Source organism: Stenotrophomonas sp. GD03794 (assembly GCF_029842145.1).
Lineage (GTDB): Bacteria > Pseudomonadota > Gammaproteobacteria > Xanthomonadales > Xanthomonadaceae > Stenotrophomonas > Stenotrophomonas riyadhensis.
Genome location: NZ_JAOCFV010000027.1, coordinates 30,109 through 51,639 on the forward strand (window position 1 = coordinate 30,109; position 21,531 = coordinate 51,639).

The 21,531-nt window shown below is 66.2% G+C and carries 13 protein-coding genes and 1 tRNA gene; 7 read left to right on the forward strand and 7 right to left on the reverse strand.

From position 1 onward, the window contains the following. Positions 1 to 79: 79 nt before the first annotated feature. Together N5D91_RS14820 and N5D91_RS14825 are read left to right on the forward strand one after the other, a co-directional pair. A complete protein-coding gene (locus tag N5D91_RS14820; RefSeq protein WP_180855339.1) occupies positions 80 to 3,013 on the forward strand; it encodes a TonB-dependent receptor in 2,934 nt (977 codons plus the stop codon). A gap of 10 nt (positions 3,014 to 3,023) precedes the next feature. Further along, complete coding sequence (locus N5D91_RS14825; RefSeq protein WP_180855338.1) at positions 3,024 to 4,619, forward strand: alkaline phosphatase D family protein; 1,596 nt, start codon at positions 3,024 to 3,026, stop codon at positions 4,617 to 4,619. Between the two features lie 114 nt (positions 4,620 to 4,733). Here the strand turns inward: N5D91_RS14825 and N5D91_RS14830 are convergent, their stop codons facing one another. Continuing rightward, positions 4,734 to 6,842, reverse strand: coding sequence for a phospholipase C, phosphocholine-specific (locus N5D91_RS14830; protein ID WP_180855337.1), 2,109 nt, complete (start codon positions 6,840 to 6,842; stop codon positions 4,734 to 4,736). 8 nt (positions 6,843 to 6,850) lie between these two features. Next, positions 6,851 to 9,229, reverse strand: a complete 2,379-nt coding sequence (locus N5D91_RS14835) for a TonB-dependent receptor (RefSeq protein ID WP_180855336.1) — start codon at positions 9,227 to 9,229, stop codon at positions 6,851 to 6,853. A gap of 150 nt (positions 9,230 to 9,379) precedes the next feature. Here N5D91_RS14835 and N5D91_RS14840 point away from each other — a divergent pair, with 150 nt between their 5' ends. Further along, positions 9,380 to 10,909 (forward strand): OmpA family protein, encoded by a 1,530-nt coding sequence (locus N5D91_RS14840; RefSeq protein WP_180855335.1) that lies wholly within the window; start codon positions 9,380 to 9,382, stop codon positions 10,907 to 10,909. A 12-nt stretch (positions 10,910 to 10,921) separates the two neighbouring features. Here the strand turns inward: N5D91_RS14840 and N5D91_RS14845 are convergent, their stop codons facing one another. Both N5D91_RS14845 and N5D91_RS14850 read right to left on the reverse strand, forming a co-directional pair. Beyond that, positions 10,922 to 11,848: a c-type cytochrome gene (locus N5D91_RS14845; protein ID WP_153855145.1), complete on the reverse strand. Its 927-nt coding sequence runs from the start codon at positions 11,846 to 11,848 to the stop codon at positions 10,922 to 10,924. Continuing rightward, positions 11,845 to 13,191, reverse strand: coding sequence for a cytochrome c (locus tag N5D91_RS14850; protein ID WP_180855334.1), 1,347 nt, complete (start codon positions 13,189 to 13,191; stop codon positions 11,845 to 11,847). Before N5D91_RS14850 ends, N5D91_RS14845 begins: the two co-directional genes overlap by 4 nt. Before the next feature lie 185 nt (positions 13,192 to 13,376). Between N5D91_RS14850 and N5D91_RS14855 the strand changes: the two genes are divergently transcribed. Next, complete coding sequence (locus tag N5D91_RS14855) at positions 13,377 to 14,528, forward strand: alpha/beta fold hydrolase (protein WP_110711901.1); 1,152 nt, start codon at positions 13,377 to 13,379, stop codon at positions 14,526 to 14,528. An 84-nt stretch (positions 14,529 to 14,612) separates the two neighbouring features. On the opposite strand, the gene N5D91_RS14860 is transcribed toward N5D91_RS14855, so the two are convergent. Beyond that, positions 14,613 to 15,752 (reverse strand): MFS transporter, encoded by a 1,140-nt coding sequence (locus N5D91_RS14860; RefSeq protein WP_180855349.1) that lies wholly within the window; start codon positions 15,750 to 15,752, stop codon positions 14,613 to 14,615. A 184-nt stretch (positions 15,753 to 15,936) separates the two neighbouring features. On the opposite strand from N5D91_RS14860, the gene N5D91_RS14865 reads away from it, so the two are divergent. Beyond that, positions 15,937 to 16,632, forward strand: coding sequence for an alpha/beta hydrolase (locus tag N5D91_RS14865; protein WP_180855333.1), 696 nt, complete (start codon positions 15,937 to 15,939; stop codon positions 16,630 to 16,632). A 147-nt stretch (positions 16,633 to 16,779) separates the two neighbouring features. Next, positions 16,780 to 18,984, forward strand: coding sequence for a TonB-dependent siderophore receptor (locus N5D91_RS14870; protein ID WP_180855332.1), 2,205 nt, complete (start codon positions 16,780 to 16,782; stop codon positions 18,982 to 18,984). A 52-nt stretch (positions 18,985 to 19,036) separates the two neighbouring features. On the opposite strand, the gene N5D91_RS14875 is transcribed toward N5D91_RS14870, so the two are convergent. Further along, a complete protein-coding gene (locus N5D91_RS14875; protein ID WP_012510689.1) occupies positions 19,037 to 19,738 on the reverse strand; it encodes a pirin family protein in 702 nt (233 codons plus the stop codon). A 140-nt stretch (positions 19,739 to 19,878) separates the two neighbouring features. On the opposite strand from N5D91_RS14875, the gene N5D91_RS14880 reads away from it, so the two are divergent. After that, a complete protein-coding gene (locus tag N5D91_RS14880) occupies positions 19,879 to 20,799 on the forward strand; it encodes a LysR family transcriptional regulator (RefSeq protein ID WP_100443621.1) in 921 nt (306 codons plus the stop codon). A 628-nt stretch (positions 20,800 to 21,427) separates the two neighbouring features. Here the strand turns inward: N5D91_RS14880 and N5D91_RS14885 are convergent. Then, positions 21,428 to 21,504: transfer RNA gene (locus tag N5D91_RS14885), tRNA-Arg, on the reverse strand. Positions 21,505 to 21,531: the final 27 nt, after the last annotated feature.

Consider the following 21,531-nt stretch of genomic DNA (forward strand, 5'->3'; position numbering starts at 1 on the left):
AAGCGGGCTCTTACATGGGAGAAGCCGCTGTCGAGATGCACAGCGGCACCTGCTGCTTTCTCTCTTCCAAGGACCCGTGATGCGCAACACGCTTTACCTGTCGATCATCCTCGCCCTGTCTCCGTGCAGCGTACCGTCGGCTTTCGCGGCCGGTAGCGAAGGGCTGGAGGCGCGAGTGGCTACCCCGATCGCGGCGCAGCCGCTGGCGCGCGCGCTGGAGCAGTTGTCGCGCAGTTCCGGCGTGCAGTTCCTGTACTCGGCCAGCGGCGATGCCCGCATGGCCGGGGCGGTGCCGCGCGGTGCCACCGTCAAGCAGGCGCTGGACGCGCTGCTGGCAGGGACCGGCCTGGGCTACACCGTGGTGGATGGCAATGTCATCGCCATCGATCCGGCACCGGCACGCAACGAACCGAAGCCGGCCGCGCCGAAGCCGCGCGAGGCCGAGGCGATGGTGGCGCCGACCCTGGGCACGGTGAAGGTGATTGCCGCGCACGAGGTGATCGACCAGAAGAAGACCTCGCCGGTGATCAAGGATTCGGTGGTCTACGACGAGATGGACAGCTACGGCGACGAGACGCTGGCCGAAAGCCTGATGGCCGCGCCGGGCCTGAGTGCCGTGGAGGATGCCGGTGAGCCCCGTTACGTGACGGTGCGTGGCGTGCAGGCCAACCTCAACTACACCACCATCGATGGCATCGCGATTGCCAGCGTGGGTGGAAGTGGCTCCGGTGAGCGCATGAACAACTTGCAGCTGATTCCCAGCGACATCGGCACCCGCACCGACATCTACAAGAGCTTCAGCGCGGAGCAGGCGCCGGATGCGATCGGCGGCGTGATCGACATCATCAGCCGCAGTGCCTTCGACCGGTCCGGCAAGTACGTGTTCGCCGATGTGGCTGGCATCTATTCCACGGCCGAGACCAATGTCGAGCGCAGCGCCGGTGGCAACCACGAGACCCTGGGTCACTTCGGCAAGAGCGCCAAGATGGTGTTCTCCAACCAGTTCGGCGCGGACCAGGAATTCGGCCTTGTTGCGGTAGCGCGCTATGAGCAGCGTTCGCGCAACAGCGTCAAGCGCTGGGTGGAGTCGAACTACTACTACAACGACGCCGGCAAGTACCTCACCGACGGCAGCACCGGGCCGGACGAGGCCAAGGGCTGGAACGGGCTGCGTGCGCCCGGCAATTTCAGCACTGGCACCTACACCAACTTCATCACCAACTTCGGTGGCTCGGCCAAGCTGGAATGGAAGCCGTCGGACGATCCGTTCTACGCGTCGCTGCTGCTGTACTCGTACCGGTTCTACGAGAACTCGACGATGAACAAGACCGATCTGTATGGCAATGCCAAGTTTCCGATCCGCAACCAGACCGAAGACAGCGGCACCACCCAGATCAACAGCATCTACATCAAGAACCGCCACGACCGCTGGGACCGCAACAACCGCGGTGCCATCGCCAGCTTCAACTGGGACCTGGGTGACCGCTCGCGGCTGACCCTGCGCGGTGGCCACACCGAAGAGACCTTCCACAACAGCCAGGTCTACTGGGGGGTACGCGCCTACCCGAGCAACCTGCTCGTCGATTACGAGAACGACAGCCACGGCTTTCCCAATGCGGTGGCGGTTTCCGATTCCAGCCTGCTGACCAGCTCGGCGTTCAAGCTCAACCCGGCACAGGCCTATGTCTCGCCGCGCGACGCCAAGGAGAGCATCGACAACCTGCGTGCCGACTTCAGCTACAACATCGACGCCGATGCGCGTGGCTTTGGCCTGGCCGCCGGTGCCGAGTACCGTCACCTGAAGATCTGGCAGGACATCGACTTCGACTACTACAAGAGCAGTGCGACGCTGAACGATTACCTGTACCCGGGTTCGACCCTGCTGGGCAGCGTGCCGGGCTTCCCGCTGATCGACAACCGCAAGTGGAACGAGGAGCTGGCACCGAGGCTGGGCAGCAACAACGCGGCCTATCCCAATGCCAACTTCACCAGCGACTACAAGTACGTGGAGGACATCACCAATGCCTATGTATCCGCGCACTACGCCTGGGACCGGCTGCTGCTGATCGGCGGCCTGCGCTACGACCACACGCGCTTCGATGCCTACAGCCCGTTCAGCGACGATGGCGGCACCACCTATACCTCTGCTTTCCGCAAGGCGAGCGGCGGCTACAACAACCTGCTGCCGTCATTGAATGCGACGTTCAAGCTCACCGAGGACCAGCGCCTGCGCTTCTCCGCCAGCCGCACGCTGGGCCGGCCGACGCCGAGCAACATCGCCCAGGCCACCAGCACCAGCTGTGGCGATGACGAGGAGGGCAGGGGCTTCTGCACGATCAAGCAGGGCAACGTCAACCTGCAGCCGCGACGTTCCACCAACATCGACCTGGCGTGGGACCTGTACTTCAATGGCAATAACGGCCTGGTCTCGATCGCGCTGTTCGACAAGGTGATCAAGGACGACATCTACACCCTGACCACCTTCGAGAACGTGGGTGACACGCGCTACCGGGTCACCCAGCCGATGAACACCGATGAGTCCAGGCTGCGCGGCGTCGAGTTCGCGGTCGCCAACCGCAACCTGCAGTGGGGCCGCCAGCGCTTCGACATGTACTTCAACGCGACGCGGCTGGAAGGCCAGACCAACTACCGGATCAGTGATGGTACCGAGCGTCGCCTGGACCGTCTGTTGTACCAGCCGGACTGGTCGCTCAACGGCTCGGTGATCTGGCGCATGCCGTGGAAGAGCGCGCAGCTGCGTCTGTCTGGTACCTACCGCAGCCGGATGCTGGTCGACTTTGGTGATACCCAATGGCTGGATTCGTACTACGACCCGTACATGACCTTCAACATGGCCTTCAGCCACAAGGTCAGCAGGCACGTGACGCTGAAGTACGAGGCCAAGAACCTGTTCAACACGCAGCCGACCTACAGCACCGGTCCGAATGGGCGCTTCCGTACCGAGATCGACGACTACGGCCGCTTCTTCTACTTCCACATCATCTACAACTGAGGGCGCAGCCGTGGATACGATCAATCGCAGGCGATTCCTGGCCCTGGCCGGCCTGTCCGCTGCCGGCGCGTGGATGGGCACGGCGCACGCGCTGGCCGCACAGACCGATGCCGCCGCGCTGAACCCGCGCAACCTGCTGGCGTCGCCGCGGTTCGCCAGCACGCCGTTCACCCTGGGCGTGGCCTCGGGTGATCCTTCGGCCGATGGCATGGTGCTGTGGACACGGCTGGCGACCGAGCCGCTGGTGTTCGGCGGTGGCATGCCGACCCGGCCGATGGTGGTCGAATGGCAGCTGGCCGCGGACGAGGGCATGCGCAAGGTGGTACGCCAGGGTTCGGCGATGGCGCATCCCGAACTCGGTCACGCCGTGCACGTGGAGCTGGGTGGGTTGGCGCCCGCACGGCCTTACTGGTACCGCTTCACCGTAGGCGGCCACGCCAGTGCGGTCGGTTGCACCCGCACGCTGCCCGCAGCCACGGCCGCAGTGGATCGCGTGCGTTTTGCGGTGGCCGGTTGCCAGCACTACGAAGAAGGCCACTACACCGCGTGGCGGCGCATTGCCGAGGAACCGCTGGATTTCGTCTTCCACTACGGTGATTACATCTACGAAGGCGAAAGCCAGCCGGGCCTGCGGAAAATGAACGGCCAGCCGTTCACCAACCTGCGCAATCATGTCGGGCCGCAGACCTACACGCTGGACGACTACCGTCGCCGCTACGCCCAGTACAAGAGCGATGCCGACCTGCAGGCCGCGCATGCGTCGGCGCCGTGGTTCGTCACCTTCGATGACCATGAAGTGGACAACAACTGGGCCGGCGCCGAAGACCAGGACGATACGCCCAGCGAAGTGTTCCTGCTGCGCCGTGCACAGGCGTTCCAGGCCTACTACGAGAACATGCCACTGCGCCGTTCGGCGTTCCCGCGCGATGGCCACATGCAGATGTACCGGCGCGCACGCTATGGCACGCTGATGGACCTGCACCTGCTCGACACACGCCAGTACCGCAGCAAGCAGGTAAACATGGCGCTGCGCGAGGAGGTGGAATCGCCGGAGCGCAGCATTGTGGGTGCGAAGCAGGAGCGCTGGCTGTTCGACGGCCTGGCCGATGCCGCACCGCGCTGGCACACCATTGCCCACCAGGTGGCGTTGGGCAACTACATGCGCGAGAAGGACGGGATGGTGCAGTCGTCCGACGACCAATGGTCGGGCTATCTGGACAGCCGCCGGCGCCTGCTCGATCACATCCAGAAGGTCGGATTCGGCAACGTGGTGACGGCGTGTGGCGACGCGCACCGGCATTACGCCAGCGACCTGGTGCAGGACCATCGTGATTCAGGCGTGGTCTCCAGTGAGTTCCTCGCCACTTCGATCACTTCGGGGGCCGACGGCCAGGGCGTGGATGCGTACGCAAGGAATCAGCTCGCGCACAGCCCTTATCTAAGGACGACCACCGACAAGCGTGGCTATGTGCTGTGCGATGTCACCCGTGATGCGTGGATCGGCGACATGAAAACGCTGGATACCGTGATGCAGCCAGATGGCGCACTGGAGAGCTGGAAGCGCTATGCGGTGGAGCACGGTCGGCCGGGGCTGCAGGAGGCCTGATCAGGCACGCCCCCTTGTAGAGTCGAGCCATGCTCGACTGCTTTTCGATCGTTCTTCGATCATTGACCGGAAAAAGCAGTCGAGCATGGCTCGACTCTACAAGGGCGGAGCGGCTCAATCGTGCTCGAACCGCAGTGGTTCGCTGCCCATCGCCGGGTCACTGGTGCCAGGACGCCCATCCTCGGCACGGCCCGCGAGGCGCAGCACACTCTCACCTGCGCTGACCTGCAGGTCATACCAGCCGGCGGTAGGCGTTGCATCCCACGCCAACGACGTCTCTGCATGCGCGGGCAGTGCCAGCGTCTGCTCGGGCATGTGCCCGGCATAGGCACCGGCTTGCACGCGCACTTGCTGTGCGCTGTCACCCAGATTGCGCAGGTGCAGCCGCAGCTGGCTGCCAGCATGTTCAACCATGGCCTGCACGGCAGGTGCCTTGGTCGCCCCCTGGAAATGGCGGTGGAAGCCATTCGGGCCCAGCAGCCAAAGGTCGTAGCGACCGTGTACATCCAGCGGCCAGCGCTCCTGCAGTGCTGTGCCCGGTACCAGTGTATAGCGGCGTGGCACCGCACCCAGCCGCAGCCGATCGTAGACATGCAGGACCGCCGCCGCACCTTCGCAGGACAACACCAGTTCCACGCCCGTTGTGTCGATCGCGGCAATCGATGCCTGCGGCCGATAGGGCAGGGCACGCGCCGGGCGTACGCCACGTTCCTGTTGTGCCGGTTCCAGCCCCTCCGGCAACGTCGGCACGGTGCGTCCCGGCAGGGCGGCGGCACGTGCGGCCACCGCGCTCACGTCGGGCAGGCCGCGTACGAACGGACGGGTATCGCGCTGGGCGAAGTCGAAGGCGTTGCTCAGGTCTCCGCAGACCGCACGGCGCCAGGGTGAGATATCCGGTGCGGCCACGCCGAAGCGGCGTTCGATCAGCCGTATGACCGAGGTGTGGTCGTACACCTGCGAATCGACCCAGCCACCGCGGCTCCATGGCGAGATCACGTACAGCGGCACGCGCGGACCCAGCCCATAGGGGCGGCCGCGCAGCTCGGCGGCGTCGTACTTCTCGTCGCCCGGTGCCGGATGGCGGTGGTACTCGCCTTCGGTACTGACCGAAGACGCACCCGCCCAGCCACCGTTTATCGGTGACGGCGGTGCCGGTGGCGGCATGTGGTCGAAGAAGCCGTCGTTCTCGTCGAACATCAGCAGCAGGGCGGTGCGGCTCCACACCTCCGGATCGGCGGTCAGTGCATCCAGCACGCGTGCGGTATAGGCCGCGCCCTGGGCCGGGCTGGAGGGGCCGGGATGCTCGCTGCCGGCCGCGTCGGCAATGATGAAGCTGACCTGCGGCAGACGCCCATCGACCACGTCCTGGCGCAGCTGCGCCAGGCCACGGGTGCTGACGCCACGTGCGCGCAGCTGCGGGTCATGCCCCGGCGCAGCGCGGTAGGCCTGGCGGAACGCCTCGAAACCCGCCAGCGGGTTGTCGGTGAAGTTGTCGGCCATGTCCTGGTAGATCTGCCAGGACACACCCGCCTTCTGCAGGCGTTCGACATAGCTGGTCCAGCGATACGACGCCGGATGCCCGCCGTGCTCGGGGAAGTTGTCGTGCGAGTTGGCGATCACCGGGCCGCCAGCACGCGCGTGTGCATCATTGTGACCGGTCCACAGGAACACCCGGTTCGGGTTGGTTCCGGCCTGCATCGCGCAGTGGTAGGCGTCGCAGATGGTGAAGGCATCGGCCAGGGCGAACTGGAAGGGCAGGTCGCTGCGCTGGAAGTAGCCCATCGAGTGGTTCTGCTTGGCCTTCGGCCATTGCCCCATGCGTCCGTGGTCCCAGGCCCGTTGTGCATCCGGCCAGGTGTGCGGCGTGCCCTCCACCCGCATGTAGCCGAAGTGCGCAGCGGTATCCAGCGGGAATGGTGCGATCGCACGCTTGCCGCTGGCATCGGGTTGCAGCCACAGGCTGCGCGTGCGGCCGCCGGCCTGCAGTGCCGGCGCGGGAGCCACGAAGCGATCGCCGAAACCCCGTACGCCCGGCAGCGTGCCGAAGTAGTGGTCGAACGAGCGGTTCTCCTGCATGAACACCACGATGTGCTGCAGGTCTTCGAGGCTGCGCGTCTGCGCGGCGGGGGCGATCGCTGCGGCCCGGGCGATGCTGGGCAGCAGCGGGGAAAGGCCGGCGGCAACGCCGGCCTGCAACAACCGGCGTCGGCCGATATCAGTCACGGGCTCACTCACAGGTCCACACGGAAGGAGATGCCGACAGTGCGCGGGGCGCCGATGAAGGCGTTGTCGCGGCCGTCCACCCCTGCAAGATACCGCTTGTCGGTGAGGTTGCTCACCACCAGGTTGGCACCCATGCCCTTCAGGCGCGGCGACAGGCCCTGCAGGTCGAAGCCGATATTGGCGTTGAACACGGTGGCCGAAGGCAGCTTGTTGACGTTGGCGGCATCGAGGTAGCGCGTGCCCAGGTAGCGACCGGACAGGCCGAAGTTCCAGTTTTCGCCCTGCCAGTCGGCCGACAGCACCAGGGTCTGCTCGGGCTGGCCGATCACCTTGGCACCGTCGACGATGCCCAGCTGGGTATCACGTGCGGCATCGCCACTGCCCAGGTACTTGGAGCGGTTGTAGGTATAGGCGGCGTTGAGGCGCCAGCCGTTGTCCCAGCCATAGCCGAACGCCGCCTCCAGGCCGTTGCTTTCCACGCCGCCGAAGTTCTCGTAGACACCGTCGGTCTCGCCGAGGTAGTCGATGCCGCTGACGAAGCCGGCCGGCAGGTAGACGATGCGGTTATCGAACTTGATGTTGTACAGGGTGACCGAGGCGGTCAGCGGCCAGCGGCTGATGCGCATGCCCACTTCGATGTTGTCGGCGGTCTCCGGCTCGACGTTGCGGAAGCGCTGCGGGTCGGTCTCGCCGAGCACGCCGGAGGGAATGGCGGCGAAGTTCTGCGAGAAGCCAGCGAACAGCTCCATGCCTTCCATGCCGGGCGCCCAGGTGAAGCCGGTGGACAGCAGCGGATCGGACCTGGAATCGGATTTGACGTGCTCGCTGGCACCGATCACGCGGCGGCGCGACTGGTCGACGAAGAACTGCTTCACGCCCAGGCGTGCGCTGAACGGCCCGAAGCGGGCCACGTCCTCGACGTAGTACATCTGCTCGTCAACCTTGTACTTGTCCTCGAACTGCACCCAGTACGGCTGGTGATCGAAGGCGATGTCCTGGCCGACGTTGAGCAGGCGGTGCCAGTCGCGGCGCGCCGAGCGGTCCAGCTTCTCCACCCACAGGCCGCCGCGGATCGTGTTGTCGACCGCACCGAAGGTCTGCCGCCATTCGACGTCGGCGGTCACGCCCATGCGGTCGTTGTCGTAGTGGGTGTGGCGATACGACTGCGCGCCCAGTACGTTGCCGGCATAGCAGTTCGGATCGTACTCGGCAGTGAAGCCCAGCCGCGGCGTGCAGCTGGCCAGGCGCTGCGCGGCGCTGCCGTCGGGATTGACGAAGAAGATCTGGCCGCGGTTGCTGCCGCCATACACGGTCTTTCCACCGATGTACTCCGACTCGGGGCGACCGGCACCATCATTGCTGACCTGCGCCAGGTACGGTGGCAGCCAGTCGCCACGACCTTCCATGCGGTGCCCGTAAGCCGCCACCGAGGCCTTGAAGCCGTTGCCGCCGTCGAAGGCCGCGCGCAGGTAGCCGAAGGTGTTCTCGCGCAGCGCGCGCGAACCGGAGCGGTAGTTCTGGTCCAGGTAGGGGATGCCGGTGAGGGTGCCGACCAGGTTGTCGCGGTCCGGATTGGTGGCGAAGCCCTTCGGCGAGACGCTGGTGTACTCGGGCTCGTCGGCATCGTTGTAGGACAGGTAGCCGGTCAGCGTCCAGCGATCCAGCTCGGTGATGAACTTGCCGGCGATGTGGTCGTTGCTGGTCTTGCCGCTGCCGTCGATCCAGTCGTGCACGCGTGCCGATGAGGCGCTGACCCAGGCGCGGGTGTGGCCGCCGAGCAGGCCGGTGTCGTAGCGTACGTAGTACTTGCGTGCCTCGTTGTCACCGGCACCGACGACGAAGCGCAGGCGGCTGTCCTGCAGTGGGTCGCTGGTGAGGAAGTTGAGCGTGCCACCCAGCGCCTCGTTCGAGCGCGAGGAGATGTCGGCGGTGCCCTGGCTGACTTCCACCGTCTCCAGGTCCAGGGTGTCGATGTAGCGGTTGGCGAGCGAGCCGCCGCCGTAGCCGGAGCCGCCATTGGGCAGGCCGTCGATGGTGGTGCCGATCTGCTGGGTGTCACGGTTGGTCACGAAGCCGCGCATGCTGATCTGCGTACCCCACACCGACGAACCGGTGGCATCGGCCTCGCTGACCACCACGCCGGGCACTTCGTTGAGCGCGTCGTTGACGCTGCTCATCACGGTCTGCCGGTTCAGCGTCTCCGCGCGTACCGAGGTCTTGGCGTAGCTGGTGGCCTGGCCGATCACCTGGACCTGGTCGAGGGTGCGTGCATCGCTGCTGCGCGCTTCGCCCGTATCGCCCTGCGGTGCGTCGGCCAGGGCGTCCAGTGCGGGGGCGATCAGCAGGGCAAGCAGCGAGACACGGGGAAAGCGCGCAATCGTTCGCATCGAAACCGGACCTTCAAAAGGGGGAAGCTCTGGAGTGTCGGCAGCGGCAATGACATCGGCATGACGTGGCGGCGCACGAACGATGGCACTGTGGGGACGGTCACGGCCTTCGGTTATGCTCGGCGCTTCAATGGAGCTGAGGTGGTGGCGATGCAGAAGCGGTCGAGGATCTGGCTGGGGGGCGCAGCACTGGTGCTGCTGGCAGGGTGCAACCGGACGCCGGCAGGCGAACAGGCGGCCGCACCGCCGCCATCGGCTGCAGGCGAGAGCGCCGCCGCGGCGGCAGCGCCGGCGGGTTCATTGGCAGCGGCCGACGGCACCGCACTCACCGACCGCGATGGCAAGCCGGTGCCGCTGGTGCCGTTCGACACCAGCAGCGTGCCGCTGAGCGATACCGCGCTGGGCGGACTGCCGTTCTTCAGCCTGCCGCAGGGCTACGCGCCGCAGAACGCCCCGCACCCGCGCGCCTGGGCGCGCTTCCCGTTCCGGATGGGCGAGGGTGTGCATTGGGTGGAAGGTCCGAGCTGGTCGGCACGCATCGTGACCGACAGTGAGGCGGCCCCCGACAAGGCGTTCTCCGCGCTGGAAGTACAGCGCAACTTCGACGGTGTGATCACCGCCGCTGGCGGCCGCAAGGTCTTTGAAGGCAAGCTGCTGCGCGACATCTACTACGGCCGGCAACTGGAAGGCGAGATCGGTGGTGGCTTCATCGATGCGGTGAACGGTGAACAGGACGCACCCACCACCGTCTATGTGCTGCGCCAGGCCAACCGCACCGTGTGGGTGCAGCTGGCGGTGGACAGCAACGGCGCCGGTCTGGTGGTCGTGGATGACGTTCCGTTCAAGGCCACCGCGCAGTGGTCGGACAGTTTCCCGCACCTGTCCCTGCCGGCCGGCTATCGTGAGCGCAACACGCCCGAGCAGCGTGATTTCGATGCCTTCCCGTTCTGGACCGGAGATCACTTCGAACCGGTCGAGGGCCGCACCTTCGCTGCCGATTTCGACAAGGGCGAGCGCGAATACTCGATGCATGAAGTACGCCGCAACCTTGAGGCGATGATGGCCCAGGTCAACGGCACCAAGGTGTTCGAGGGGCGCATCCCGCACGAGGCGGCCGAGGGCGTGTCGAAGCAGGTGCAGTCGTCCTACGGCAACGCGGCCAGCTACAGCTGGGACAACTACGACACCGTGGTCTATCGCGTCGATCTGGCTGATGGCCGCCAGGTGTGGGTGCATGCTCGCCTGGAATACCTCAGCGCAGGCTGGGTCGTGGTCGAGCGCAAAGGCTTCACCCAGACGGCGGCGCTGCTGCCGGCCGATGCGTTGAAGAAGAAGCTGGACAGCGACGGCCGCGTGGCGATCCAGGTCAACTTCGCTACCGACAAGGCGCAGATCCTGCCGACGTCCGAACCGCAACTGGCGCAGGTGCTGGACCTGCTCCGTGCCGACCCGTCGCTGAAACTGTCGATTGAAGGCCACACCGACAACAGTGGCGCGGCCGCGCACAACCGCAGCTTGTCCGAGGATCGGGCCCGGTCGGTGGTGGCGGCGTTGACCGCCAAGGGCATCGCCGCCGACCGCCTGCAGGCGGCCGGCTTCGGTGCCGACAGGCCGGTAGCCGACAATGGCAGCGAGCAAGGCAAAGCGCGCAATCGCCGGGTCGAGCTGGTCAAGCGCTGAACCACGCCCTCCTCAGTACCGCGCGTCCTTGGGTTTCGGGTCGCGCGGCCAGTCCTTGCTCTTGTTGGCGAAGTCCGGCCGCGGCTGGTTGATGAAGTAGCTGGCGATGTCCACCGCATCCTGGTCGGGCATCACCTGCTGACCCAGTGGTGGCTCGCGGGTCACCGCCGGCGGCATGTTGTGCTTGACGAAACCGGCCGCCTTGTACAGGCGCGCCATGCCGGCGCCGATGTTGAAGCTGTGGTCGCCCCACAGTGGCGGGAAGGCGATATCACCGCTGGCATCGCGCCGGCCTTCGCCGTTGTCGCCATGGCAGGCGGCACACTGCACGGCGTACAGCGCCTGGCCACGGATCGGGTCCGGGGTCAGCGTGCTGTCGATGGGGCCCTCGCTGGGGGCGGCCACCTTTGCACCGTCTGGCACGGGACTGCTCAGCCACGCCATGTAGTCGAGCATCGCGCGCATCTGCGGTGAGTCCTTCGGTAGCGGCTTGCCGTTCATTGAGCGCTGCAGGCAGCCATTGATGCGCTCGGTCAGCCCGATCACCTTGCCCGGACGCGGCATGTAACGCGGATAGGCGCCGCCGCCGGTGTTGAAGTAGTGGTTGCCGAACGGTCGCTTGCCCTCGGCCATGTGGCACGAATTGCAGTTCAGATCGTTGCCGACGTTGTCCGGCAGCAGGCGCGCGGTCTCGTTGAGGATGCGGCGTCCAAGCATCACCGATTCTGCATTGCCCAGCCCGGCGATTTCTTCGGCGCTGGGCGCGTGGTAGTGCCCGACCACCTTGCCCTGCGCATCGAGGATATCGATCGTGCTGGCTACGGCAGCATCCAGGTCCGGGTACAGATGGCGATAGGCGAGGGTGCCGGCACCGGCCAGCAGCATGAGGGTGACCACGCTGCCGACCAGCAGGCGGGAGCGTTTGCGCGAACGTTTCATCGTGCGGCCTCCTGCGGAACGTAGTGCACCGGCTTGTCACGCACCACCCTGCGCATGCGCGCCACGTCGACCTCGCTCACTGCACTGGCCTGGTTGCCCCAGCTGCTGCGGATGAAGGTCAGGATCTGTGCCAGCTGCGCATTCGGCAGCTGCTCGAAGCCGGGCATGGTGAAGGCCATGCGGTCGTGCGCGGTATGCGGCGTGCGGCCGCCGATCAGGGTTACCTGTACCAGCGAGCTGGGATCATCGGCGAACACGATCGAGTTGCCGGCCAGGGCCGGGTAGATGCGGGGCATGCCGCGGCCGTCGGCGCGATGGCAGGCCTGGCAATGCTCGGCATAGGCCAGCGAGCCGGCCACGCGATAGTCGCCACTGCGTAGTGCGGCGGTGGTGGTGTCGGTACCCGGTGACCACTGTGCGTTGCGGCCCTCGCGTGCCGGCAGCTGTTTCAGGTAGCGGGCCATCGCCAGCAGGTCGGCGTCGGACAGGTACTGGGTGCTGTGCTCGACCACATCGCCCATGCCACCGAAGGCCGCGGAGCGATCGGTGCGTCCGGTGCGCAGGAAGTCGACGATCTCGCCCTCGCTCCAGCTGGCGAGGCCGGTCGACTCGTTGCGCAGGTTCTTCGCGTACCAGCCTTCGAGCACCGAGCCGGACAGGAACTGGCGGCTGCCATCATCGGCCATCGCCTTTTCCTGGAACGCCAGGCCACGTGGCGTGTGGCAGGCACCGCAGTGGGCCAGGCCTTCCACCAGTTCGGCGCCGCGCTGCTGGCCGGCATCCAACGACGGATCCGGGTTGAACGTGCGCGGGCGTGCGAACAGCAGCTGCCACCAGGCCAGTGGCCAGCGCATGCTGGCCGGCCACGGGATCGTGCTGTCGGCGTTGTCCTGCTTCACCGGCTGCACCGAGCCCATGAAATAGGCGTACAGCGCCTTGATCTCGGCATCGCTGGCGATCACATACGAGGCATACGGCATCGCCGGATACAGCGGCTGGCCATCGTGACGGATGCCGCGGCGCACCGCGCGCTCGAAGTCGGCGTAGTCGTAGGCACCGATGCCGGTGTCCGGATCGGGCGTGATGTTGGTCGAATAGATCGTGCCCATCGGCGTCTGCATGCCGAGGCCACCGGCGAACGGCTTGCCGCCGGGCGCGGTGTGGCAGGCGGCGCAGTCGGCGGCGCGCGACAGGTACTGCCCCTGCGCGATCAGTGCCGGGTCGTGGGTGTCGACCTGCGCCGTCTGTCGCGGTGCGAACCAGTAGGGCGTGGTGCGGGCGATGCCGTAGGCGGCGGCCAGCATGGCGGCCAGGGCAATGGCGAGCTTGAACGAGGTGCGCATGGCGGCACTGTGGGCAATCCCGCGCGCGCGTTCATTGATCCGGATCAATGACTGAACGGATACAGCTTGTACGCCAAGCTGAATCGTTCCTGCGCTGTCATCAAGCCGTCATCCGCGCGCGATAGATGACCGGTCTATCGGGGCGTTAACGTCCCAGCCTGTCTGATTCACCCCTATGACGTGATATGAAGCGCCTGCTGCTGCTGTTGCTGGCGTGCGCCGGCCTGTGGTTGGCTGCATGCTCCTCCTCCATCAATGCCTCGTCCACCTCACTCGCCGATCGGCTGATCGCACCGGGTGGCGTATCGACCCTGCTCGATCGCCCGCGCATTGCCGCGGCCATCGCCGAACTGCCCAACCGCCATGGCTTCGCGCCGGGCCGCGATGGCGTGCCGATCTTCTGGCGTGTGTTCGATCCCGGCGATTACGGCGCGCGTTACCACTACCTGCCGCAGCGCCATGAGAACGGCCTGCCGCTGGATACCGGCCTGAGCCTGGCGGTGCCGCAGCCGTTCCGCGCGCAGACGCCGCGCGGCACCGTAGTGCTGCTGCACGGCTGGATGATGAACGGTGATTCGATGCTGCCGTGGTCGCTGCAGCTGGCCGAGTCCGGCTACCGCGTGATCACCCTGGACCTGCGCAACCATGGCCAGTCCGGTGCCGGTCCGTCCGGATACGGCACCTACGAATCCGATGACGTGGTTGATGTGATCGGTGAGCTGCGTGCACGCGGTGAAGTGACCGGTCCGTTGTACCTGTTCGGTGTGTCCTACGGCGCGGCCACGGCGGTGTTCACCGCCGACAAGCTGGGCGACCAGGTGGAAGGCGTGGTGGCGATGGAATCGTTCGCCAATGCCGGTGTGGCGATCCGCACCATGATCCCGCACCTGATGGGACTGCAGCCGGAAGGCCTGAAGGCGCAGGCGGTGGCGTCGTACGCGCGCTGGCGCTACGGCGGCCAGGACATCAACCAGGTGATCGCCGCCGCCAGCCGCCGCATCGATGTTGACCTGGACCGCGTGGACGTGGCGCGCGCGCTGGCCGATACCCGCGCCTGCGTACTGCTGCTGCACGGGCAGGGCGACCAGCACATTCCGGTCAGCCAGGGCCGCGAACTGGCCCAGGCCAATCCGCGCGCGCACTACATCGAGATGCGCGGCGAGGACCACATCACCCTGCCGCTGCGACTGGACCTGCTGGCGGGCGTGGTCGATGACTGGATGGCGCGCGACGAGCACCATCCGCAGAGCGCGTGCCCGGCACCACAGCTGCCGGCCCAGGCCGAGTGGCTGGTGCACGACACCAACCTGCCGGTGAAGGCTCCAACGCGCGGTTGAACAAAAAAGGGGACGGAGGGGATTAAGTCGTTTCCCGCACACCTGGGCCAGAAACGACTTAATCCCCTCCGTCCCCTTTTTCTGTCAGGGCAGGCGTCGTGCCAGTGAGCGCGCCGACGCGGCGACGCCCAGCAGCAACGCGGCCACGCACAGGAAGGCGAAGCCGAGGCTGGTGGCGTGTGCGAGTGCGCCGATCGCGGCCGGACCGGCGAGGATGCCGGCATACCCCAGCGTGGTGACCGCGGTGATGGCGATGCTCTCCGGCATCACCCGCTGTTGGCCCGCCATCGAGAACAGCGCCGGCACGATGTTGGCGCAGCCCAGCCCGACCAGTACGTAGCCGGCCAGCGCCACCGGGAACGATGGGACCAGCGTCGCCAGGGTGAATCCCGCAGCCGCGGTGATGCCGCCGAAGACCAGGGTGCGGGTCCGGCCGAGGCGCTCGACGATGCCGTCGCCGAACAGGCGCATCGCGGTCATCGCCAGGGTGAACAGTGCGAAGCCGGCACCGGCCTGGTCACGTGGCACCTGCCGCACTTCGGCGAGGAACACCGCGCTCCAGTCCAGCATCGAGCCCTCGGCGAGGAACACCACGAAGGCCAGCACGCCGATGAACAGCACCACGCCATGCGGCAGTGCCAGCAGGGGGCCTTCATGCAGGATCCGTTGTGGGCGCCAGTGCGGTGCCGACAGCACTGCCACCAGCAGCAGTGCCGCCACCGACACCAGCGCGGCCAGCCAGAGTGGAGTGCCGAGGATCAGCAGGCCCGTCATGCAACCGGCACCGACGAAACCACCGATGCTGTAGAAGGCGTGGAAGCCGGACATCATCGCGCGTCCGGCGTCGCGCTCGACCGCGACCGCCTGCATGTTCATCGCACAATCCAGTGCACCGACGCCGGCGCCGAACACGAACAGGGCCGCGCCCAGCGCTACCGGAGAGGGCGCCAGCACCAGCAAGGGCAGGGCGCACAGCATCATCGCGCAGGTGATCACCATCACCCGGCGGCATCCCAGCCGCCCGGTCAGCGCACCTGCCAGTGGCATCGCCAGCAGTGAGCCGAGCCCGAGGCACAGCAGCACCGCGCCGAGGCTGGCGTCGGACAGCCCGGCCTTGGCCTTGGCGTAGGGCACCATCGGCGCCCATGCGGCGGTGGCGAATCCAGGGATGAAGAAGGCGGCACGGGTGGCGTGCTGTTGGGCACGTGGGGATGAAGGCGTCATGCGCGGTGCGAAGCTCCAGGGGGTGTTCATGAAAACGTTTTCAGGACGGCTCGGCAAGTGCCATGCGTGACATCGGGCGACGCATACGATTGCAGTGACCCGATCGCGTCACTGGCGATTAACGTCGCCCACGGACAGTGGCGACACGGTCGGCATTCCGCCGCCCGCTGCCGGAGACCTGTACATGAGCACGACACCGACCATCCTCCTCGTCCATGGCTTCTGGGGCGGGGCCGCACACTGGGCCAAGGTGATCCTGGAACTGCATCGCAACGGCCATGACCGTGTGCAGGCGGTGGAGCTGCCGCTCACGTCGTTGGCTGATGATGCAGGACGCACCCGGAAAATGATCCGGCAGATCGACGGGCCGGTGCTGCTGGTCGGTCACTCCTATGGCGGCGCGGTGATCAGCCAGGCTGGCAACGAGGACAACGTGAAGGGCCTGGTCTACATCGCCGCTTTCGCGCCTGATGCCGGCGAGAGCCCTGGTGGCATTACCCAGCAGCACCTGCCGGAGGCGGCGCCGAACCTGGCACCGGACAGCGATGGCTACCTGTGGCTGCGTGCGGACAAGTTCCATGAGAGCTTCTGCCAGGATCTGAGCGAAGACGAGGGCCGGGTGATGGCGGTGACCCAGAAGGCACCGCTGGCCAGCACCTTCGGTGATGTGGTGAGCGACCCGGCGTGGAAGCACAGGCCGAGCTGGTACCAGCTGTCCCGCCACGACCGCATGATCGCGCCGGAGAACCAGAGGGCCATGGCCACGCGCATGCAGCCCAAACGACTGCTGGAGCTGGATGCCAGCCATGCCTCGCTGGCCTCGCAGCCGAAGGACGTGACCGCGCTGATCCTGGAGGCCTGCGCCGCCATCGGCGGCTGAGCCTGCGGCAGCGCGCCGCACCACAGCACATCGCACGACAGCCGGGGCGCAGGGGAGTACACTCCTGCGCCTGCGGCCATCCGGCCGCGTCCCCGTCTTCCCTCCAGCCGCCGCCAGAGGATCCCACCCGATCGTGGAGGTCCCGTCGTGCTGTCTGTGCCTGATGCCCGTATTCCGTCCCCCTTGCCGCGTCGCCGTGCGTTGCCGCAGGCGCTTGCCCAGGGCCTGCTGATCACCGCACTGGCCAGCAGCGGCATCGCAGCCGCGCAGTCCACCACCGAGCCGGACAAGGCCGCCGAGGCCCCGGCATCGCAGACCCTGCAGACCGTGCAGGTCACCGCCAACCTGCTCGGCACCATCACCGAGGGTAGCGGCGCGTACACGCCCGGCACCATCGCCACCGCTACCCGCCTGGTGCTGACGCCACGGCAGACCCCGCAGACCATCAGCGTCATTACCCGCGCTCAGATGGACGACTTTGGCCTGAACGGCATTGATGACGTGATGCGGGTGACCCCGGGCATCAGCATCGTCACCTACGACAGCGAGCGCACCGAGTACTACGCACGTGGATTTGCCGTGCAGAACTTCCAGTACGACGGCATCCCGATGTCGCGTGACTCGGCCTATTCGGCGGGCAACACGCTCAGCGATACCGCGATCTATGACCGCATCGAAGTGCTCAAGGGCGCAACTGGCCTGCTGACCGGCATGGGCGATCCGGGTGCGACCATCAACCTGGTGCGCAAGAAGCCGGGCAAGGACTTCGCTGGCAGTGCGACGCTGGGTGTCGGCCGCTGGGATGACTATCGTGCCGAGATCGATGTGGGTGGCCCGTTGACCGCCGATGGGCGTGTCCGCGGCCGCGCGGTCGGTGCGTGGCAGGACAAGCATTCCAATCTCGACTTCTACCAGCGCACCAGCAAGGTGGGCTACGCGGTGCTGGAAGCCGATCTGGGCGAGCGCACCCTGCTGACCGTGGGGGGCGATACGATGGACAGCGACCCGAAGGGCTCGACCTGGGGTGGCATCCCGCTGCTGGACAGCCAGGGCAACTTCAACGACATGCCGCGTTCGTTCAACAACGGCACCCATTGGAGTGGCTGGCGCCAGTACGTGCGAACCGGTTTCGCCACACTGGAACATACGTTCAGCAATGACTGGATTGCCAAGCTGCAGCTCAACCATCAGGTCAACGGCTACGACGCGGCGCTGGCGGGGGCGGCCGGTGGCAATCCCGATCCGATCACTGGTGAAGGGGTTTCGTTGTGGCTGGGCAAGTACGTTGGCAAGACCGTCAGCAACGCGGCCGACTTCTACCTGAGCGGTCATTTCGGCCTGTTCGGCCGCGAGCATGAGTTGGTGGTCGGTGGCAGTGCCTCGCGCAAGCGCTGGACCAATACCGGCTACTCGCCGCAGCCGGGCTACCCGACAGAAGTACCCGACTACCGCGCATGGCAGGGCGACATTCCCGAGCCGGAGTGGCAGCGCAGCTACAGCAACAACGAAGTGACGCGTGAGAACGGCCTGTACGTGGTCGGCGGTTTCGACGTGGCCGATCCACTGAAGGTGATCGTGGGCAGCCGCCTGGCCAGCTACCGCTCGCCGGACACGCGCGAGACCGGCGTGTTCGTGCCGTATGCCGGTGTGGTCTACGACCTCGGTGAGCACTATTCGGTGTACGCCAGCTACAGCACCATCTTCAAACCGCATAGCGAACGCGACGAGCAGGGCAAGGCACTGGATCCGCTGGAAGGCCGCAGCTACGAGATGGGCCTGAAGGCCGAGTTCCTCGATGGGCGCTTCAACGCCAGTGCGGCGCTGTTCCAGCTCGACCAGGACAACTTTGCCCAGCCCACCGGCGGCAAGACACCGGACGGTCAGGATGCCTATCGCGCGCTGATGGGCGTGCGTACCAAGGGCTACGAGCTGGAAATGTCTGGCCAGCTGGCGGAAGGCTGGCAGGTGCAGGGTGGGTTCTCGCACAAGATCGCCCGCCAGGCCGGTGCCAAGGTCACCACGCTGGAACCGGAAAACCAGTTCAGCCTGCACACCAGCTATCGCCTGCGTGGCGACTGGAAAGGCCTGACGCTGGGCGGTGGTGCGCGCTGGCAGGATTCCACTTTCGGCGAGATCACCAACCCGGCCACGCAGGCCAAGGTGGTGCATCGCACCCAACCCTACTGGCTGCTCGATGCAATGGCGCGCTATGAATTCAACGATCGCCTGTCGGCCACGCTCAACGTCAACAACCTGCTGGACAAGCGGTACTACACGATCTTCAGCTGGTACAGCACCTATACCTGGGGTGAGCCGCGCAACGTGCGGTTGAGCTTGAATTACAGGTTCTGACGCGGCTCTACACATACGCCCGCGATGCTTTTCGGCATCGCGGGCGTTGTCGTTACAGCGGCAGGTCGAACACCAGCACTTCGGCGTCGTTGCCGTTTTCCAGGGTCAGCTGCGCTTCGTCGCTGACCTGCAGCGCATCACCGGCTTCCAGAGTGATGCCATTGACCTGCAGCTGGCCACGCGCCACCTGCACATAGGCGCCACGGCCGTTGCCGAGGGCGTGGTGCAGCTTCTGGCCGCCATCGAGGATGGTGGCGAAGATGCGGGCATCCTGGTGGATGCGCAGCGAACCGTCGGCACCGTCCGGCGAGGCGATCAGGCGCAGCTGGCCGCGCTTGGTTTCCGGGGCGAAGTGGGTCTCCTCGTAGGACGGCGTGATGTTCTCCGCGTCCGGGAAGATCCAGATCTGCAGGAAGTGCACGGTCTCGTCGGCCGAGTGGTTGAATTCACTATGGCTGACACCGCTGCCGGCGCTCATGCGCTGCACGTCGCCGTAGCGCAGCACCGAGCCGGTGCCCATCGAGTCCTTGTGCTCCAGCGCGCCGCCCAGCACATAGGAAACGATCTCCATGTTGCTGTGGCTGTGGGTGCCGAAGCCCTGGCCGCCGATCACCTTGTCTTCGTTGATCACCCGCAGCGGTCCGAAGCTGACGTACCGGGGGTCGTAGTAGTTGGCGAAGGAGAAGGTATGGCGCGAGGACAGCCAGCCATGCTCGGCCAGGCCACGGGTAGCGCTCTTGCGGATCTGCAGCATGATGGAATCTCCTTGTTCGATGGTTTCGATGGGGCGGGGTGGGGCGGTAGTTGCCGTGTTTCCCCGTTGGAGAGAAGTATCCGCTTGCGGCCGGGGTTTGAAAAACGGATAGTTTTGACAGCCATCATCGAAAAATTCGAATGCTCAAGCTCAGCCTCGATGCCCTGCAGATCCTGGACGCCATCGACCGCCGCGGCTCGTTCGCCGGTGCCGGCAAGGCCCTGCACAAGGTGCCTTCGACCATCTCCTACACCGTGGCCAAGCTGGAGGAGGACCTGGGCGTACAGCTGTTCGACCGGGTCGGCCCGCGCGCCGAGCCGACCGAGGCTGGCCGCGCGCTGCTGGACGAAGGACGGCACCTGCTGCGCGCGGCCCGGGAGCTGGAACTGCGGGTGCGCCGGGTGGCGTCGGGCTGGGAGACCGAACTGACCCTGGCGGTGGACTCGGTGTTCCCGACCTGGCTGCTCGGCCCGGACATCGCCGCGTTTCGTGAGGCCGAGGCACCGACCCGGCTGCGGTTGATCGGCGAGGCCCTGTCCGGTACCTGGGAGGCCTTGCTGGACCGCCGTGCCGACCTGCTGGTCGGTGCGCCGGGCGAGGGTCCCAGCGGCGGCGGTTACGTGGTCGAGCCGCTGGGCACGGTGGAGTTCGTGTTCGCGGTCGCCCCCGACCATCCGTTGGCTGCAGTGCCGGGTGTGCTCGGTCGCGAGCAGCTGGTCGAACACTGCGCGATCGCGGTCTCCGATTCGGCGCGACGGCTGCTGCCGCGCACGGTCGGCCTGTTGATGGGGCAGGAGATGCTGACGGTGCCGGACATGGCCAGCAAGCTGAAGCTGCAGTGCGAAGGCGTGGGCTTCGGTTTCCTGCCCGAGCCGTGCGCGCGCGCTGCGGTGGCGCGTGGCCAGCTGGTGATCCGTGAGGTGGAGGAGCACAAGCCGGAAGAGACCTTCTGGCTGGCCTGGCGCACCGGCGAGGATGGTGCCGCACTGCGCTGGTGGCGAGAGCGCCTGCGCAGGCCGGAGCTGCTGTCGCAGTGGTGGCAGGCAATGGCCAGGGGGTAGGGGTTTGGCAGGGCTGCGCCCTGCACCCGCTACGAGCTGGAGCAACAGCAACAGCAACAGCAACAGCAACAGCAACAGCAGAAGCTGGTTTCCTGTGGGGGGGGGGCGGGGTGGGTCCGGTTGCGGGGGTCGCTGCAAGTACGTCCATGTAAGCTCGGTCGCCGCATCCATGCGGCTCACGCCCCCGCAACCGGACCCACCCCGCCTTCGACAGTTTTCCGCGATCTGTCGGAACGGCGTACTGCTCTGGTAGGTGTCGACCTTGGTCGACACGGTAGATCCACGCCATGCGTGGATGCTTTTCGATCAATTGTCGAAATATTCGATTCCGATGGAGTCATCCACGCATGGCGTGGATCTACCAGATCGCGGAAATCTGTCAGAGGTGGGGCGGCATGGGCAGGCAGGACCGTTGGCGGCATGGATGCCGCCATCGAGCCCCCATGGATGGGTTTACGGCGTGTCCTGCCTGTCCATGTCGCCCCGCCAACCCACGGAATGCCAGCTTCTGCTGTTGCCGTTGCCGTTGCCGTTGCCTTGGCTTGAAGCATCTGCAGGTGCAGGGCGCAGCCCTGCCGAAAAACACACATAAAAAAACAGCAGGCCGGGGCCTGCTGTTTCGGTGTAATGGTGCGCCCGGAGAGATTCGAACTCCCGACCGCCTGGTTCGTAGCCAGGTACTCTATCCAACTGAGCTACGGGCGCCAATTACATAAACTTGTTGTGCTGACT